This is a genomic window from Laribacter hongkongensis DSM 14985, assembly GCF_000423285.1.
In the GTDB taxonomy this organism is placed as follows: Bacteria; Pseudomonadota; Gammaproteobacteria; order Burkholderiales; family Aquaspirillaceae; genus Laribacter; species Laribacter hongkongensis.
This window is the reverse complement of record NZ_KE383997.1, coordinates 105,755-123,555: the sequence shown is the minus strand read 5'-3', so window position 1 is coordinate 123,555 and position 17,801 is coordinate 105,755. Positions and strand designations below refer to the sequence as shown.

Here is a 17,801-nt window from a genome sequence, read left to right as displayed (position 1 = left end):
TTGGCAGCCTTGCGGGCAGCGGCCCGTGCCATGGCAGCTTCGATGGCAGCACGTTTGCTGTCATCCTGCATGGTGCCGGTTGGTGCGACGGGCTGTGAAGCGGGCTGGACACTCTGGGCTGCGGCAATCGAGGCTGCGGCCTTGGCAGCCAGCCGGGCGGCTTTTTCCTCTTTTTCGCGCTCGATGCGGAATTCCCGGAATTCATGCCGGGTGCGGGCTATCTCTGCGGCTTTTTTGTCACGTTCGGCTGCCCAGATGTCGCTTTTGGCAAAGCGGTAATAGTCCACCAGCGGAATCTGGCTCGGGCAGACGTAGCTGCAGGCACCGCATTCGATGCAGTCGAACAGGTGGTGTTCCTGGGCCCGTCCGGTCTGGCGGCTTTTGGCAAACCAGTACAGGTCCATCGGCTGCAGGTCGGTCGGGCAGGCTTTGGCACATTCACCGCAGCGGATGCAGGGCAGGGCGGCCGGCCGGGGCGGGAACAGCTGGCGGGTCTTGCCGATCAGGCAGTTGGTGGCCTTGGTGATGCCGGCACCGGCATCAGGCAATACGAAGCCCATCATCGGGCCACCCATGATGATGCCGTCGTGTCCGGCCAGCAGGCCGGCAGACTGCATCAACCAGTCGGCCGGTGTGCCGATCAGGGCTTCGACATTGCCGGGGCGGGTGACGGCGCCGGTCAGGGTGACGAGACGCGACACGATGGGGACGCCGCGCTCCAGTGCCTGCCACACCGTATAGGCGGTAGCGACGTTGAAGCACTGCACGCCGAATTCGGTCGAGCGGCGACCGTGCGGGACTTCCTTGCCGGTGAGCACGCGGATGAGCTGCTTGGCGCCTCCGCCGGGATAGCGCGTCGGCACGGGTACCACTTCGATGCCGGTGCCGGCAACGGCGGCCATCATGGCGGCAATGGCTTCGGGTTTGTTGTCCTCGATGCCGACCAGCACTTCGCGCGGCTGCATGCGTTCGGCCAGGAGCCGGATGCCCTTGACGATATCGGCTGCACGTTCGCGCATCAGGCGGTCGTCGCAGGTGATGTAGGGCTCGCATTCGGCGCCGTTGATGACCAGGGTTTCCAGGCCTTCTGCTGCGACTTTCAGGCCAGTGGGGAAAACTGCCCCCCCGAGGCCGACCACACCCTGGTCGGCCAGCGCGTTTTGCAGGGTGGCAGCCGGCATCTGCTGCCATGCAACCGGGGACGGATCGACGCTGCGGTCCAGCCCGTCCGGTTCGATCACGATGCACAGGTCCGCCAGTCCGGACGGATGGGCAAACGGGCGCGGCTCGATGGCCAGCACGCGGCCGGATGTGGGCGCGTGGACAGCGACGGAAATCCGGCCGTCGGCATCAGCAATGCGCTGGTGGGCCAGCACGCTGGCACCGACATGCACGCAAGGCTTGGCCGGGTTGCCGATGCTCTGGTTCAGCGGGACGACCAGCAACGGCGGGATGCCGGCATGCCGCAGTGGCACATGGCAGGATTCGGCCTTGTGTTCGGGCGGATGGACGCCGCCATGAAAGGAATACAGCGTTCTCATGCAGTGGGCGCGTCAGGATTCATGACCTTGAGTGCGTAAACCGGATATTGCCATTTCCAGTTTTGCACCGTGGTCGGGATGGGTTCCATGCGGATGCAGTCGACCGGGCAAGGCTCAAGGCACAGCTCGCAGCCGGTGCATTCGCTACTGAGGATGGTGTGCATCTGCTTGGCCGATCCGAGGATGGCATCAACCGGGCAGGCCTGGATGCACAGGGTGCAGCCGATGCAGGTGGTTTCGTCAATGACCGCCACGGATCTGGGCTTGGGCTGGGCCATGCCTTCGGCAAACGGCTTGAATTCCACGCCCAGCAGGTCGGCGAGCTTGCGGATGCCGTCTTCGCCACCCGGCGGGCACAGGTTGATGTCTGCTTCACCGCCGGCAATCGCGGTGGCGTAGGGCTTGCAGCCCGGAAAACCACACTGGCCGCATTGTGTTTGCGGTAGGACGGCGTCGATCTTGTCGACCAGCGGATCGCCCTCGACGCGGAAGCGGACCGATGCGGCGCCCAGGACTGCGCCCAGCACCAGGGCCAGTCCGGCCATGACGGCGACGGCAATCAGGAAGCCGCTCATTTCACCAGCCCCCCGAAGCCCATGAACGCCAGGCTCATCAGGCCGGCGGTGACAAAAGCAATGGCCGAGCCGCGGAACGGCGCGGGCACGTCTGCACCTTCAAGCCGTTCGCGCAGGGCAGCAAACAGGATCAGGATCAGGCTGAAGCCGACGGCGCTGCCAAAGCCGAAGACCAGTGACTCGGCAAAGCTGTGCCGTTCCTGCACGTTGAGCAGCGGGACACCGAGTACGGCGCAGTTGGTGGTGATCAGGGGCAGGTAAATGCCCAATACCTGGTACAGCACCGGGCTGGTTTTCTGGATCACCATTTCGGTGAACTGCACGATGGCGGCAATGACGACAATGAAGGCCAGGGTGCGCAGGTAATCGACCCCGGCGGCGACCAGCAGCTCGTTGATCAGGTGGCTGGTGCCGGAGGCGAGGGTCAGGACGAAGGTCGTTGCCGCACCCATGCCGATGGCGGCTTCCAGCTTTTTGGAAACCCCCATGAACGGGCACAGGCCGAGGATGCGCACCAGTACGACGTTGTTGACGAGCACCGTCGCGACCAGAATCAGCAGGTAATGACCAAAATCCATGACATGAGCGCGCAGGTTGGCAAAGCGGCAAATTATGCGTGCATCGCCAGGGCGGGACAAGCCGCCGGGCCGGACGTAGCTGATGGCGACAGGGAATTTTCCATGCGGACGCAAACGAAAAAACCGCGACCATTGCTGGCCGCGGCTGTCTCCTCCACCCTTGTTATGTCACATCATGCGGGTGGTCTGGTCAGGCAATTTCCTGAAGCTGGTCAAGGATCTGCGGGTTTTCCAGCGTCGAGGTATCCTGGGTGATTTCCTCGCCCTTGGCGATCGAGCGCAACAGGCGGCGCATGATCTTGCCGGAACGGGTCTTGGGCAGGTTTTCGCCAAAGCGGATGTCGTCCGGCTGGGCGATCTTGCCGATTTCGTGGGCTACCCAGCTCTTGAGTTCGGCCGCCACCTTCTTGGCTTCGTCGCCTTCCGGACGGATGCCCTTGAGTACCACGAAGGCCACCACGGCCTCACCCTTGACGTCGTGAGGCTTGCCGACGACAGCTGCTTCGGCGACCAGCGGGTTGGCGACCAGTGCCGATTCGATTTCCATGGTGCCCAGACGGTGGCCGGACACGTTCAGGACGTCGTCAATGCGGCCCATGATCCAGAAATAACCGCTTTCGTCACGGTTGGCCGAGTCACCCGCCAGGTAGTACTGGCCGTTGAACTCTTCCGGGAAGTAGGTTTTCTTGAAGCGGTCCGGATCGTTCCAGATAGTGCGGACAAGGCTCGGGAACGGCTTTTTGATGACGAGGAAGCCACCGCGTCCCGGTTCGACCTGGGCACCGGATTCGTCAACGATGTCGGCCATGATGCCCGGCAGCGGCAGGGTGCAACTGCCCGGCTTGGTGGCAACGGCACCCGGCATCGGGGCAATCATGGCCGAGCCGGTTTCGGTTTGCCACCAGGTGTCCACGATCGGGCAGCGGCCGCCGCCGACCACTTCGTAGTACCACATCCAGGCTTCCGGGTTGATCGGTTCGCCGACGGTACCAAGCACGCGCAAGCTGGAGAGGTCGAACTGTTTGGGCAGGTCGGCGCCGAGCTTGATCAGCGAGCGGATGGCGGTCGGTGCGGTGTAGAAAATGTTGACCTTGTGCTGCTCGATCATGCGCCAGAAGCGACCGGCATCCGGATAGGTCGGGATGCCTTCGAACACGACCTGGGTGGCACCCATGGCCAGCGGGCCATAGCAGATGTAGGAGTGACCGGTAATCCAGCCCACGTCGGCCGTGCACCAGTAAATGTCGTTGGGCTTGTAGTCAAAGGCCCAGCGGAAGCTGTTGGCGGCACCGAGCAGGTAACCGGCCGAGCTGTGCTGGATGCCTTTGGGTTTGCCGGTGGAGCCGGAGGTATACAGGATGAACAGCGGATCTTCGGCACTCATCCATTCCGGTTCGCATTCCAGCGGCTGGCCGTCAGCCAGTGCGTCCCAGGTGATGTCCCTGGCACCCATGCTGCAAGGGGTATCGGTGCGCTGGAGCACCACCACTTTTTCGATGCTGTCGCAGCCGTCCATGGCCAGTGCCTCGTCCACCGTGGCCTTGAGCGGAACGAGCTTGCCGCCGCGCACGCTTTCGTTGGCCGTGATCACGACCTTGGCGGCTGCATCCTGGATGCGGTCGCGCAGGGCGCCGGCAGAAAAGCCGCCGAACACGACCGAATGGATGGCACCGATGCGGGCGCAGGCCTGCATGGCCACGATGGCCTGCGGCACCATCGGCATGTAGATCACGACGCGGTCGCCTTTGCCAACGCCAAGGCTCTTGAGGCCGTTGGCAAACTGGCATACCTGCTCGTACAGCGAGCGGTAGCTGATCGGGGTGACCTGGCCATCGTCGGTTTCATAAATGATGGCGGTCTTGTTGGCGTTGTGTTCCAGGTGCCGGTCAAGGCAGTTGTAGGACACGTTGAGCTGGCCGTCGGCAAACCACTTGAAGAACGGTGCCTGGGAGCCGTCGAATACCTGGGTAAACGGCTTTTTCCAGCTCAGCAGTTCGCGCGCCAGATCGGCCCAGAATCCCTCGTAGTCGGCGTTGGCTTTTTCGCACAAGTCGTTGTAGGCCTGCATGCCGGAAACGGTGGCTTGCTGGCGGAAGGCTTCGCTCGGCGGGAAGCTGCGGGTTTCCTTGAGGACGGACTCGATGGTGGACATTGCTTTTTCTCCCATAGTCATCGTGAAGCCGCTGGCCGCGGCAGGGCTGGATGGTGATCCTGTGATCAATCGGCTCGGAACGAACCGGCTCATGACAGGTCGCCGGAATTTCCCCGCCGCTGTTGCGGCGGGGAAAAGTGGCAGAGATTAGTGCTTGGAGGCCGAGGCTGCCCCGATGCCGGTCATGGAACGTACGAATTGACCGTCAAATTTGGCACGTTCTTCGATGGCGGAGCGAGATTTGTCCATCACCGAGAACAGCCAGGTGGCAACAAAGGCGATCGTCATGGAGAAGATGGCGGGGTTCTTGTACGGGAAGAGTTCCGTGCCTTTTTCGTGACCCAGTACATCCACCCATACGGTCGGGCCGAGTACGATCAGGGCAACTGCCGAGATCAGGCCAAGGTAGCCGCCGATGACGGCGCCGCGGGTCGACAGGCCTTTCCAGAACATGGCAAGGAACAGCACCGGGAAGTTGGCCGAGGCTGCGATCGAGAAGGCAAGGCCGACCATGAAGGCGATGTTCTGCTTTTCGAAGGCAATGCCCAGAACGATGGCGATGATGCCGAGGGCCAGCGTGGTCAGCTTGGAAACGCGCATTTCATCGGCTTCAACGGCCTTGCCCTTCTTGATGACCGAGGCGTAGATGTCGTGCGATACCGCCGAGGCACCCGAGAGGGCCAGACCAGCCACCACTGCCAGGATGGTTGCAAAGGCCACCGCGGAGATGAAGCCGAGGAACAGGTTGCCACCCACGGCGTTGGCCAGATGCACGGCCACCATGTTGTCACCACCGATGATCTTGCCGTCCGGAGTCAGGAACTGCGGATTGGTGCCGACAAGGAAGATGGCGCCAAAACCGATCACGAAGGTCAGGATATAGAAGTAACCGATGAAACCCGTGGCAAAGAACACCGACTTGCGGGCTTCCTTGGCGTTGCCGACGGTAAAGAAGCGCATCAGGATGTGCGGCAGGCCGGCAGTACCGAACATCAGGGCCAGACCCAGCGATACGGCATCAATCGGGTTGGACACCAGTTGCCCCGGCTCCATGATGGCCATGTGCTTGTCGTGAACTTCGACGGCCTTGGCGAACATGGCTTCCGGACTGAAACCGACCGAAGCCAGCACCATGAGTGCCATGAACGAAGCGCCGGCCAGCAGGATGATGGCCTTGATGATCTGCACCCAGGTTGTGGCCAGCATCCCGCCGAACATCACGTACATCACCATCAGCACGCCGACCAGCACCACGGCGTACATGTAGTCGAGGCCGAACAGCAGCTGGATCAGCTTGCCGGCACCAACCATCTGGGCGATCAGGTAGAGTGCGACCACGACCAGCGTGCCGGTTGCGGCCAGCAGGCGGACCGGAGTGGCGCTGAGGCGATAGGAGATCACGTCGGCAAAGGTGAACTTGCCGAGGTTGCGCAGACGTTCGGCGATCAGGAACAGGATCACCGGCCAGCCGACCAGAAAGCCGATCGAGTAGATCAGGCCGTCGTAGCCCTTGGAGAACACCATGGCCGAGATCCCGAGAAAGGATGCTGCGGACATGTAGTCACCGGCAATGGCGAGGCCATTCTGGAAACCGGTGATGCCGCCACCGGCGGTGTAAAAGTCTGAGGCAGATTTGGTGCGGCGGGCGGCCCAGTAGGTGATGAACAGGGTAAAGCCCACAAACAGGAAGAACATCACAATGGCCGGGATGTTGATCGGGGCTTTTTTGACTTCGCCCTCGATCGCACCTGCGGCCATTGCGGCGTAGGGGAGCAGCGCAAGTGCCGCTCCGCCCAGTGCGGTTAGCCATTTCTTGCTCATGCCTTGGCCTCTTCGATCACTTGTTGGTTGAGTTGGTCGAACTCGGTGTTCGCCTTGCGAACGTAAATGCCGGTCAGCACAAAAGCCGAGACGATGATTGCCACCCCGACCGGAATGCCGAGCGTGATCACGCCATCGCCGATGCGGGCACCAAGGGAATGGGGAGCGAAAGCGAGCACCAGGACAAAGCCGTAGTAGATTGCCAACATTACGATTGACAAAGTCCAGCCCAGGCTTGTTTTCTTGTGCACGAGTTCGGCGAACTTCGGGTTTTGTTGCACCCGTTTTAATACGTCGTCGTTCATGGTTTCCTCCTGTGTATCGCAGGCCGGTACCGGTCTGCTCGGGGAAATCTACGTTGACGCAAACGTAATGCTCCAATCGCAAATTTTGATGCAGAAAATCAGTCTGGCTGATGATGCAATGCAAAAAACTAATAAAAACATATGCTTGTGCACGTTGTTCTGCTGTCCGACAAAATTTTGATGTGGTGTAAATGCTCTACAAATCCGGTGTCAAATTTCTAGTCAGCTCTTACAATCGGCTGTAAATACGAGGGGAAAACAGAATGGAAATCTACCAGCTGCGCACGTTTGTCACGGTCGCCCAGCAGGGGCACCTGACGCAGGCGGCCGAGCTGCTGCATCTGAGCCAGCCGGCAGTAACGGCGCAAATCAAGGCGCTGGAAGAAGATGTGGGCATGCCGTTGTTCGAGCGCAGTGCCAGTGGTATCCGTCTGACCCGGCTGGGGGAGGATTTGCTGCCACGAGCACAAGACATCCTGTCGGCCAGCCGCGACATGCTCAATCATGCCAAATCACTTAAAGGCCAGTTTGCCGGCAGGATCGTGATTGGAACGATTACTACGCCGGAAATCGTGCATATCGGGCCGTGGGTTGCTTCCCTGATCAATCGCTATCCCCTGATCGACATCCAGATCCGTCATGGCGTGACCGGCGAGATTCTCAACCAGGTCCGCAAGAAGGAAATCGATGTCGGGTTCTATTTGGGCAAGAACCATTACGTAAACGTCAACTCCGTCAAGCTGAAGGAAATCCCGATGCGGATTGTCGTGCCGGTTGCGTGGCGCGACCGGGTGGAGGCCGGCGGCGTCAAGGAACTGGGCAAGTTGCCATGGCTCGGCATGTCCCAGCATTCCAGTTTCAGCAAACTGACCAGCGAACTGTGGCGGGAACTGAACATCGCCCCCAAGCGCATCTGTGACATTGACCATGTTCCGGTCATGGAGGCGCTGGTGTGTTGCGGAATCGGGATTGTGTTGATGCGTGAAGACGATGCCTTGCGCTGCGAAGCCGCTGGTCGTGTGCATGTGGTGCCGGACGTGGTCAAGCAGGCCGAGTTGCAGTTCATCTATCCGGCCGAACGGGCCGGCGACGCGATCATCAATATCCTGTTGTCCGAGTTGCAGGCGGAATGGCACGTGCCGCTGGAGGAGCCGTCCGGCTCATGCTGAGGCGGTTCGCCTAGCGGGTCTGGTTGCCGGTATGCGTTTGCAGGTCATACAGCGGGTCGGGGGCCGGGTGGACACCGTTCTGGTCAATCCACAGTCCGCCCGTCTGGCCGGGGCGCCAGTCCGGCAATACCCAGCGCTCGGCCAGGGTGCCGTTGGTGAGCACATGCCGGTGATGGCCGGGGCGATGGGTGTGTCCGTGTATCAGCGTGCTGCCGGCATGCTCCAGCAACCACCGGCCAACTTCCTCGGTACTGGCGTCCATGATGTAAAGAGGCTTGTCGTTCTTGGCCGTCCGGCTTTGCTGGCGCAGACGCTGGCCAATGCGCTGGCGCAAGGCCAGTGGCAGGTGCCGGAGCAACCATTGCCGCCACGGCTGCCGGATGGTCCGGCGAAAGCGCTGATAGGCAATATCGTCAGTGCACAGCAGGTCTCCGTGACTCAGGAGATAGCGGTGGCCATGGAGCTCAACCAGAGTCGGGTCTGCCAGCAGGGTTGCCCCGCTTTCCCGGGCAAAGCGCGGACCCAGCAGAAAATCGCGGTTGCCATGCATGACGTAAACCGGCGTGCTGGTCGCAAACCGGTGCAATGCACTGATGATGCTGCGCGGGAAAGGAGCCGGGTCGTCGTCGCCCAGCCAGACCTCGAAAATGTCGCCCAGCAAGTAAAGCGCATCGATCTGTCCGGCCGCCGCGTTCAACAGTCTCAGGAAGGCATCGTTGAATGCAGGTGTATCAGCAGAGAGATGCAGGTCGGCAAGGATGAGGGTGGCCACGATGACTCGGCATGAAAAAGCCGCCGGCAGGGGCCGGCGGCAGATGACGGGGCAGGATCAGATGATTTCTGCTTTTTCGATGATGACATCTTCCATCGGCACATCCTGGTGCATGCCGCGACGGCCGGTTTTCACGGTCTTGATGTTGTCGATCACTTCGCGGCCTTCCACTACTTCACCGAACACGCAGTAGCCGAATCCCTGGGCATCCGCACTCTTGAAGTCGAGGAAGTCGTTGTCCACCACATTGATGAAAAACTGGGCGCTGGCCGAATGCGGGGCCATGGTGCGTGCCATGGCAACGGTGTAGGCCTTGTTGGAAAGGCCGTTGCCGGCTTCGTTTTCAATCGTGTCGCGGGTCGGTTTCTGGATCATGCCCGGTGCAAAACCGCCACCCTGGATCATGAAGCCGTTGATGACCCGGTGGAACACCGTGCCGTCGTAGTGGCCGTCACGTACGTACTGTTCGAAGTTGGCGACGGTTTTCGGAGCCTTGTCTGCAAACAGTTGCAGGGTGATGGTGCCGAAGTTGGTGGTGAACTTGATCATGAAATTCTCGCAGTCGAAAACGGAAGCAAAACGCAGTCTGGTTTAGTTGGGGAGCAGGGTGGCTTTTTCAATGACGACCGGCGTAACGGGTACGTCCTGGTTCATGCCGCGACTGGTGGTCTTGGCCTTGGCGATGCGGTTGACGACATCCATGCCGCGTGTCACCCGGCCAAATACGGCGTAGCCCCAGCCTTGCCCGCTCGGGGCGCGGTAATTGAGGAAATTGTTGTCAGCAACATTGATGAAGAACTGGGCACTGGCTGAGTGAGGGTCGGACGTACGGGCCATGGCGATGGTGCCTAGCTCGTTTTTCAGTCCGTTGCCGGCCTCGTTGGAAATGGGGGCGCGGGTCGGTTTTTCGTTGAGCTGGCTGTCCATGCCGCCGCCCTGGATCATGAAGCCGTCGATGACCCGGTGAAAGACGGTGCCGTTATAGTGACCGTCCTTGACGTACTGGGTGAAGTTGGCAACCGTTTTGGGGGCTTTTTCCGGGTACAGCTCCAGAACGATATTGCCCTGGTTGGTCTTGAATTCCACTTGTGGATTGGCGGCCAGCGCCAAGGGTGTGAGCAGGCTGAAAGCCAGGCAGGCAAAGGTTTTCTTCATGGGAGGGACCCGGTTTATACTCTGGCCCGATTTTAGCACAGGCCGATTTTCCCCATGTCGCCGCTCCTGCAAACGATTCTGCTTCTGATCCTGTCCAACTGCTTCATGACCTTTGCGTGGTACGGGCACCTGAAAAACCTGTCCGCCTCGCCATGGTATGTGGCGGCCGTGATCAGTTGGGGTATTGCCTTGTTCGAATACATGCTGCAGGTTCCTGCCAACCGGATCGGCGTCCAGAGCCTGACGCTGTCGCAGCTGAAAATCATCCAGGAGGTGATTTCACTGTCGGTTTTCGTGCCGTTCGTGGTGTTCTACATGCAGCAGCCCTTCAAGTGGGACTACCTGTGGGCTGCCCTGTGCATGGTGGGTGCGGTGTATTTCATGTTTCGCAGTTAGGCGTTATTGCCTGAGCGCCTGAAGCGGGCGGGTCAGCTGCTCCTTGAGTGCCTGCTGCTTTTCGCTTTCGGTCTTCTTGTCCTTGATCATGGCATTGAAATCCAGCGCATAAGTCGGGCTGGCCATGGCGCCGGTGATCTTGATCGGCACGTTCATGTCCTTCAGTCGCGGAAACTCGCGTGCATTGGCACGTACATCGAGCGAGTAGTCGATGATGTTGCGGCCGATGTCGATCTTGCCTCCGCCTGCTAGGTCAATCAGCGGCGAGGTGAGCTTGAGGTTCTGGTTGCGGCCTACGCCGGACTCAAAGGCAAACGTGGCTGACAAGTTCTGGAACGGGGTTTTTTGCTGGGTGTCGCTGGTGTAGGTCCGTGTGCCCCACTGCGACAGTTCCGCAGGCAGGTTTTTCAGGGCCTCGACAAGGTTGATACCCGTCAGGGCGCCGCGTTGCAGTCCGATTTCCAGTGTGCCGTTCATGGTCTGCCGCCACTCGTCAAAAGTACGTCCCTGGGCGCTGAGTGTGGCGTGGCCATTGCCGCTGCCTTCGATCCGGCTGAAGTCGAAAAGGTCGACCAGCAGGGGCTGGATGTTCATGTGGCGGATCGACTGGTTGATGCTGAGGGTCGGCACCTGGTCGTTGCTGATTTTGGCCGAGCCCTCGAGCTGCCCTTGGTAAATGGCTGCGCTGAGGCGCGGAATGTCGATTCCGTTGCGGTTGGCGGTGATGTCGGCGTCGATTTGCTGGGCTGTCATGCGGCCGACGCGCAGCTCGCCGATGACGAAGCGGCCGCTGAAATCCTGTCGGGCAAGCCAGCCAAGGCTGATTTTCTGGCGCGAGTTGAGCAGCGGGGCCAATGGGCCGTCCGGTTCGGGCAGGTAGCGGTTCAGGTCGAGGCGTGCCAGGGCTAGGGATGCAGTACGCTTGGGCTTGAGAAATCCTTCCTGGCGGCCGCTGAAGCTCAGTTCGGCCCCGTCGAACAGTCCAGCCAGTGTAGTGTCTAGGGTGCTGCTGTCGAGGGAGAGATCGACCGTGCCGGTCAGCTGGCTCTGGAGTGCTCCGCGAGGCAGGAAGGGGGTGGTGATCAGTGCCTGGATTTTGGCCGGTTGGGCCCGGAGCAGGTGATCGGTGGTCAGCTCCAGCGGAGACTCGAAATCAAGGGTCAGGGCATGGGGGCCTGAGCTTTGGATGTAATTGCCGCGGGTTAGGGCTGCGCTGGCATGCTGGCCGGTCAGGATGAACTCGCTGGCGGTGCCGTGCAGGCTGTGTTTCCCCTCGCTGCCGATAAGGTTTCCAGCGTATTGCAGTGAGGGGATCCTGAGACCGTCCTGACTGATTTCCAGTGAAGGAGCGTTGAGGGTCAGTCCGGCTTCGGGTGATGAGGTTTTGAGCGTGAAGCCGACCTTGTCGGCAGCAATCAGGCTTTTGGCCAGGTTGATGCGGGTGTTGGCCGTCAGCTGTGCCTGGAATGACTGGACTGGAGGCAGTTTTCCCGTGGTCTGCAGACGCAGTCCCGCCAGTTCGATCTGGTCATCGGCAATCCGGATCGGGGTTTCGCCTTCGACGGGGAAGCGGTATTTGCCCCATTCCGTTGTGGCGGAAAATTCGATGTCGCCATCGGATTGCAGGTCGGTGGCATCAATGCGCAGGGCGGACAGTCCGATCCGGGCTTGTTGTGCAATGTCACGCAAAGCCAGGGTGCCATCGTAAAGTTCCAGCCGGTCAAGACGGACATCAACTTCTTGGTCTGGTTGCGGTTGCAGCAGGTCGGCAATATTGAGGCTGCCATCAACTTGCCGGGTAATGGTTGCATCCAGGCCCGTCAGTCGCAAACGCTCGATGGTGTAGTGCTTCTGTAGCAGGGGAAACCAGGCAAAGCGCAATTCGATGCGCCGCATGCGGGCAAAGGGAGAGGAGCCGTCTGCTTCGGTCAGGGTGACATCATTGGCCGCAATGCCGGGTTTTGGCCAGAACACCGGGGAAATACCGCCGTTGACGTGCAGGATGCGCCCGTGTGCAGAAAAGGCAGCTTCCAGTTTCTGGCGAGCCGAATGACTGTCAAACTGCCAGTACAGCAGGGACAGGAATGCGGCGATGAACACCGCAACCGATGCCATGCCGAAAACTGCAAATTGAAGCCAGAATCGACCGGAATTGAATTTCATCGGGATCGTCCACGTGTTTGGAAGAACCGCTGCGGGCCGGAGGCTGGAAACATGAATCGGCCGTTGCCGATGGTGACTGGAGCGGGTGAAGGGAATCGAACCCTCGTATGCAGCTTGGGAAGCTGCCGTTCTGCCATTGAACTACACCCGCAAACCGAGCTGCGCATTTTAAAGGTGCCGGACATGCTTTTCAAGTGCGGTTTGCCGGTTCGGGCTATCGGGGTGAATTTCTGTGTGCCTGTGGCGGGCATTGCAAATGCACGAAGACGTTTCTGTTGCATGGTTACGTGATTATTTTTGAATTTTTATTCATTTGTCATGATTTGCGATAAACTGGAGGTCCGCATGTCCTTATTGAGAAACGGAGTCCAGAATGAAACGCTTTATGATGGGTCTGGTTGCAGTACTGATCAATACCGCGGCAATGGCTGCTGTTGATGTCAACAGTGCGACGCAGGCGCAGCTTGAAGATGTGAAAGGGCTGGGGCCGGTCAAGGCCAAGGCGATTATTGACTATCGCCAGAAAAACGGGCCGTTCAAAACCCTGGATGATCTGGACAAGGTGGAAGGGTTTGGGCGGAAGAGTATCGACAAGCTCCGAGCCGAACTGAGTATCGGCAATCGTCCGGTTGCTGCGACCAAGGCCGTGGCAGGAAAACCGGTGAAGCCCTGAGGCCGTGACCGGGATGCAACAACGGGCACCTTCGTGAAGGTGCCCGTTGTTTTTGAAGCAGCAAAGCAGGAGCCGGTTTGCCGTTGGCGAAAATCAGACTGCGCTTTCCCCGGTTTCTCCGGTGCGGATGCGCACCACTTGCTCGACCGGAAACACGAAAATCTTGCCATCACCGATCTTGCCGGTGCGGGCAGCCTGGGCAATCACGTCAATTGCACGGTCAACCAGATCGTCAGCCAGCACCAGTTCGACCTTGACCTTGGGCAGAAAATCCACCACGTATTCCGCACCGCGATACAGCTCGGTATGCCCCTTTTGCCGTCCAAAGCCCTTTACCTCGGTAACGGTCAGGCCGTTGACGCCCAGCTCGGAAAGAGCCTCGCGCACTTCGTCGAGCTTGAACGGTTTGATGATGGCTTCGATTTTCTTCACGGTGTGCTCCTGTTTGATGAATGTCAAAAAGGTTAAATGCCACTCGTTAGATGGCATACATGCGAATACTGTATCATGCCGGGCTTGATTGAATTACGTTGCGAGCGTGCGATGCCGGTCATCATCAAGCTTCAGGGCGGTTCAGCCCTGTCTTCTTTCCGTCTCGACAAACTGGTGCGTCAGGCTGCTGATGCCGGTCTGCCATCAGTGCAGGTTTCGGCCTCCTTCTGGCACTTTGTCGAAGCAGAGTCGGCGCTCTGCGCCGACGAGCAGGCCACGCTCGACAAACTGCTGACCTATGGCGAGCTGGCAACACCCGCAGTTGAAGGCATGGTGTTTGTCGTGTTGCCGCGCTGCGGAACCGTTTCGCCGTGGTCGTCCAAGGCCAGCGACATTGCCAGCCACTGCGGTCTTTCCAAAGTGCGCCGTATCGAGCGCGGGGTGATGTATCACGTGAAGGCCGAGCGTGAACTGCGTGCCGAAGAGCGTGCCACCCTGGCTGCCATGCTGCACGACCGCATGACCGAACAGGTCTGGGACAGCCTCGATGCTGCCGATCGCCTTTTCGACCACGTGCCGCCGCAGCCGCTGCAAACCGTGGACATCCTGGCCGGTGGCCGTCCCGCACTGGAAGACGCCAACCGCAGCATGGGTCTGGCACTGTCGGATGACGAAATCGACTATCTGGTTGCCAGTTTTGCCGACATGCAGCGCAATCCGACCGATGTCGAACTGATGATGTTCGCTCAGGCCAACAGCGAGCACTGCCGGCACAAGATTTTCAATGCCGATTTCATCGTGGACGGCGAGGCCAAGTCCAAGTCGCTGTTCCGCATGATCCGTGATACCCACGAAGCCCATCCGGAAGGCACACTGGTTGCCTACAGCGACAACTCCTCCGTGATCGAAGGCGGTTTCATTGACCGCTTCTACCCGGCACCGCAAGGCCATGGCTATGGCTACCACGCAGAGCCGACCGACATCCTGATGAAGGTGGAAACCCACAACCACCCGACGGCCATTTCGCCGTTCCCAGGGGCTGCAACCGGTTCCGGTGGCGAAATCCGTGATGAAGGTGCCACCGGCCGCGGTTCGCGTCCCAAGGCCGGCCTGACCGGCTTCTCCACTTCCAACCTCAACATTCCCGGCTTCAAGCAACCGTGGGAATGCTACGAGGAAGACTGCAGCGAATACGGCCGTCCCGACCGCATCGCCAGCGCGCTGGAAATCATGCTTGACGGCCCCATCGGTGGTGCAGCCTTCAACAATGAATTCGGCCGTCCGAACCTGTGCGGCTATTTCCGTACTTTCGAAGAAGAGCTGAACGGCGAAATGCGCGGCTACCACAAGCCGATCATGATCGCCGGTGGCATGGGCAACATCCAGCGCCAGCAGATCGAAAAGCAGCCTTTGCCCGAAGGTGCACTGATCGTCGTGCTCGGTGGCCCCGGATTCCTGATCGGCCTCGGTGGTGGTGCCGCCTCGTCGATGGATACCGGTGCCAATGCCGCCGACCTCGACTTTGACTCGGTGCAGCGCGGCAACCCGGAAATCGAACGCCGGGCACAAGAAGTCATCGACCGCTGCTGGCAGCTGGGTGAAGACAACCCGGTCCTGTCGATTCACGACGTTGGTGCCGGTGGCCTGTCCAATGCCCTGCCGGAACTGATCCACGGCGGCGGCCGCGGCGGCCGTCTGGAACTGCGCCGGGTGCCGATCGAGGAAACCGGCATGTCGCCGTTGCAGATCTGGTGCAACGAATCACAGGAGCGCTACGTGCTGGCGCTGGTGCCGCAGGCCGTGGAAGCCTTCCGGGCCATTTGCGAGCGCGAGCGCTGCCCGTTTGCCATCGTTGGAACCGCCAGTGCCGACAACCAGTTGATCCTGCGTGACGAGCTGATGGGCAACCGTCCGGTCGACATGCCGCTGGACGTGCTGCTGGGCAAGCCGCCGCGCATGACCCGCGACGTCACCCGCATTGAGCGCCCGTTCCGCGTGTTTGATGCCTCGCGCTTCGAGCTCAAGGACACGGCGTATCGCGTGTTGCGGCTGCCTGCCGTGGCATGCAAGAACTTCCTCATCACCATCGGTGACCGCTCGGTGGGCGGCATGACCGTGCGCGACCAGATGGTGGGGCGCTGGCAAGTGCCGGTGGCCGATGTAGCCGTTACGGCCATGGGTTTCCAGAGCTATCGTGGCGAAGCCATGGCCATGGGCGAGCGTACGCCGGCTGCCCTGTTTGATCCGGCTGCTGCTGCCCGTCTGGCCGTGGCCGAATCGATTACCAATATGGCCGCTGCCTACGTGGGCACCATCGACAACATCAAGCTGTCCGCCAACTGGATGGCCGCTGCCGGCCATCCGGGCGAAGATGCCGCGCTGTACGATGCCGTCGAGGCCGTCAGCAACCTGTGCCAGAGCCTTGGCGTGTCCATCCCGGTGGGCAAGGATTCGCTGTCGATGAAGACCGTATGGGAATCGGCCGGCGACAAAAAAGCCGTGGTGGCACCGCCCTCGCTGATCGTGACGGCATTCGCTCCGGTTGAAGACATCCGCAAGACCGTTACGCCGGCGCTGGTCGATGATGCCGATACCGATCTCCTGATGATCGACCTGGGTTACGGCCACTGCTTCCTCGGTGGCTCGGCCTACGGCCAGGTGCACAAGCACATGGTGGGCCGTTCGCCCGACCTTCAGCACCCGGAACTGCTGGTCGGCATGTTCAATACCATCCAGTCGCTGCTGCGTGACGACATCCTGCTGGCCTATCACGACCGCTCGGACGGCGGCCTCTTTGCCACGCTGGCCGAAATGATGTTTGCCAGCCGCCACGGGGTGACGGTCGACGTTGACGAGATGGTGATCGAGCGGCGCAATACCCAGCGCGCCATTGACGATTTCGTACAACCCCATCAGGACATGGCTGATCATGGCCGCCTGATGCGCGTGCTGTTCAATGAAGAGCTTGGTGCCGTGCTGCAGGTCAAGAAGCAGGACACGGCCGAGGTGATTGCCCGCTTTACCCGGGCCGGGCTGGGACGCACGCTGTTCGTGATCGGCCACCTCAATACTGAAGACCGCATGGTGGTGCGCCGTCAGGGCGAGGTCGTGTTCGACGAGACGCGTCTGGACCTGCAAAAGGCCTGGAGCGAAACCAGCTGGCAGATGCAGCGCCTGCGCGACAATCCGGCCTGCGCCGACAGCGAGTTTGCCCTGCTGGAACAGGACCAGCTGACGCGTCTTGACGCTTGCCCGAGCTTTGACGTCGATGAAAATCCGGCTGCGCCGTTTGTGAATACCGCCCGTCCGCGTCTGGCCGTCCTGCGCGAGCAGGGCGTGAACGGTCAGCTGGAAATGGCGGCTGCCTTTGACCGTGCCGGTTTTGACACTGTCGACGTGCACATGAGCGACATCATCGCCGGACGCGTGCAACTGGCCGACTTCAAGGGTCTGGCTGCCTGCGGTGGCTTCAGCTACGGCGACGTGCTGGGTGCCGGCGAAGGCTGGGCCAAGTCGATCCTGTTCAACCCGCAGGCACGCGCCGAGTTTGAGGCCTTCTTTGCCCGCACCGACGTGTTTGCCCTCGGGGTGTGCAACGGCTGCCAGATGATGTCCAACCTGTCGGAAATCATCCCGGGTGCTGCGGCATGGCCGAAGTTCAAGCGCAATGCTTCCGAGCAGTTCGAGGCGCGCTTCAGCATGGTGGAAATCACCGACAGCCCGTCGATCCTGCTGGCTGACATGGCCGGCAGCCGTCTGCCGGTGGTGGTGAGCCACGGTGAAGGCCGGGCCGTGTTTGCCGCCGGTGCCATGGACCAGGTGCAGACAGCCTTGCTCTATGTGGATGGTCTGGGCCAGCCCACCGAAACCTATCCGCTCAACCCCAACGGTTCGCCGCGCGGCATTACCGGGGTCACGACGGCAGACGGCCGCTTTACCATCATGATGCCGCATCCGGAGCGGGTGTTCCGGGCGGTGCAGAATTCCTGGCATCCGGCCGGCTGGACGGAAAACGGAGCCTGGTTCCGCATGTTTGCCAATGCCCGCAAGTGGCTGGGCTGATCTTCAG

At 60.6% G+C, this 17,801-nt stretch carries 15 protein-coding genes and 1 tRNA gene; 4 read left to right on the top strand and 12 right to left on the bottom strand.

Going from position 1 to position 17,801, the window contains the following annotated elements; translation table 11 throughout:
• The 6 genes from rsxC to G542_RS0114700 form a co-directional block, all read right to left on the bottom strand.
• A partial coding sequence (gene rsxC / locus G542_RS17230; RefSeq protein ID WP_034986100.1) for an electron transport complex subunit RsxC occupies window positions 1-1,541 on the bottom strand: 1,541 nt, incomplete at its 3' end.
• Complete coding sequence (gene rsxB, locus G542_RS0114720) at window positions 1,538-2,116, bottom strand: electron transport complex subunit RsxB (protein WP_012696701.1); 579 nt, start codon at window positions 2,114-2,116, stop codon at window positions 1,538-1,540. The genes rsxC and rsxB, both read right to left, overlap by 4 nt.
• Entirely contained in the window at window positions 2,113-2,754 is a 642-nt protein-coding gene (gene rsxA / locus G542_RS0114715) for an electron transport complex subunit RsxA (protein WP_227459909.1), read from the bottom strand. The genes rsxB and rsxA overlap by 4 nt, the downstream gene beginning before the upstream one ends.
• 130 nt (window positions 2,755-2,884) lie before the next feature.
• On the bottom strand, window positions 2,885-4,846 hold the full coding sequence (gene acs, locus G542_RS0114710) for an acetate--CoA ligase (protein WP_027824504.1): 1,962 nt from the start codon (window positions 4,844-4,846) through the stop codon (window positions 2,885-2,887).
• Window positions 4,847-4,993: 147 nt separating this feature from the next.
• Complete coding sequence (locus G542_RS0114705) at window positions 4,994-6,667, bottom strand: cation acetate symporter (protein WP_012696705.1); 1,674 nt, start codon at window positions 6,665-6,667, stop codon at window positions 4,994-4,996.
• Window positions 6,664-6,972, bottom strand: coding sequence for a DUF485 domain-containing protein (locus tag G542_RS0114700; RefSeq protein ID WP_012696704.1), 309 nt, complete (start codon window positions 6,970-6,972; stop codon window positions 6,664-6,666). The genes G542_RS0114705 and G542_RS0114700 overlap by 4 nt, the downstream gene beginning before the upstream one ends.
• A 263-nt stretch (window positions 6,973-7,235) precedes the next feature.
• On the opposite strand from G542_RS0114700, the gene G542_RS0114690 reads away from it, so the two are divergent.
• Entirely contained in the window at window positions 7,236-8,141 is a 906-nt protein-coding gene (locus G542_RS0114690; RefSeq protein WP_027824502.1) for a LysR family transcriptional regulator, read from the top strand.
• Window positions 8,142-8,151: 10 nt separating this feature from the next.
• Here the strand turns inward: G542_RS0114690 and G542_RS17225 are convergent, their stop codons facing one another.
• Genes G542_RS17225 through G542_RS0114675 form a run of 3 tightly spaced genes read right to left on the bottom strand, consistent with a single transcriptional unit; the run spans window position 8,152 to window position 10,068 of the window.
• Entirely contained in the window at window positions 8,152-8,913 is a 762-nt protein-coding gene (locus G542_RS17225) for a UDP-2,3-diacylglucosamine diphosphatase (protein ID WP_012696707.1), read from the bottom strand.
• A gap of 57 nt (window positions 8,914-8,970) precedes the next feature.
• Window positions 8,971-9,462 carry a peptidylprolyl isomerase gene (locus G542_RS0114680; protein ID WP_012696708.1) on the bottom strand — a complete coding sequence of 164 codons (492 nt, stop codon included), beginning with the start codon at window positions 9,460-9,462 and terminating at the stop codon, window positions 8,971-8,973.
• 42 nt (window positions 9,463-9,504) lie between these two features.
• Window positions 9,505-10,068: a peptidylprolyl isomerase gene (locus tag G542_RS0114675; RefSeq protein ID WP_012696709.1), complete on the bottom strand. Its 564-nt coding sequence runs from the start codon at window positions 10,066-10,068 to the stop codon at window positions 9,505-9,507.
• Window positions 10,069-10,122: 54 nt separating this feature from the next.
• On the opposite strand from G542_RS0114675, the gene G542_RS0114670 reads away from it, so the two are divergent.
• Window positions 10,123-10,464: a DMT family protein gene (locus tag G542_RS0114670; protein ID WP_012696710.1), complete on the top strand. Its 342-nt coding sequence runs from the start codon at window positions 10,123-10,125 to the stop codon at window positions 10,462-10,464.
• 3 nt (window positions 10,465-10,467) lie between these two features.
• Here the strand turns inward: G542_RS0114670 and G542_RS0114665 are convergent, their stop codons facing one another.
• On the bottom strand, window positions 10,468-12,627 hold the full coding sequence (locus G542_RS0114665) for an AsmA family protein (RefSeq protein ID WP_012696711.1): 2,160 nt from the start codon (window positions 12,625-12,627) through the stop codon (window positions 10,468-10,470).
• 77 nt (window positions 12,628-12,704) lie between these two features.
• Window positions 12,705-12,778, bottom strand: a tRNA-Gly gene (locus G542_RS0114660).
• A gap of 222 nt (window positions 12,779-13,000) precedes the next feature.
• On the opposite strand from G542_RS0114660, the gene G542_RS0114655 reads away from it, so the two are divergent.
• Window positions 13,001-13,300 (top strand): ComEA family DNA-binding protein, encoded by a 300-nt coding sequence (locus G542_RS0114655; protein WP_012696713.1) that lies wholly within the window; start codon window positions 13,001-13,003, stop codon window positions 13,298-13,300.
• A 93-nt stretch (window positions 13,301-13,393) separates the two neighbouring features.
• On the opposite strand, the gene G542_RS0114650 is transcribed toward G542_RS0114655, so the two are convergent.
• Window positions 13,394-13,732 carry a P-II family nitrogen regulator gene (locus G542_RS0114650; protein WP_012696714.1) on the bottom strand — a complete coding sequence of 113 codons (339 nt, stop codon included), beginning with the start codon at window positions 13,730-13,732 and terminating at the stop codon, window positions 13,394-13,396.
• A 111-nt stretch (window positions 13,733-13,843) separates the two neighbouring features.
• Here G542_RS0114650 and purL point away from each other — a divergent pair, with 111 nt between their 5' ends.
• Window positions 13,844-17,794, top strand: coding sequence for a phosphoribosylformylglycinamidine synthase (gene purL, locus G542_RS0114645; RefSeq protein ID WP_027824500.1), 3,951 nt, complete (start codon window positions 13,844-13,846; stop codon window positions 17,792-17,794).
• Window positions 17,795-17,801 lie beyond the last annotated feature (7 nt).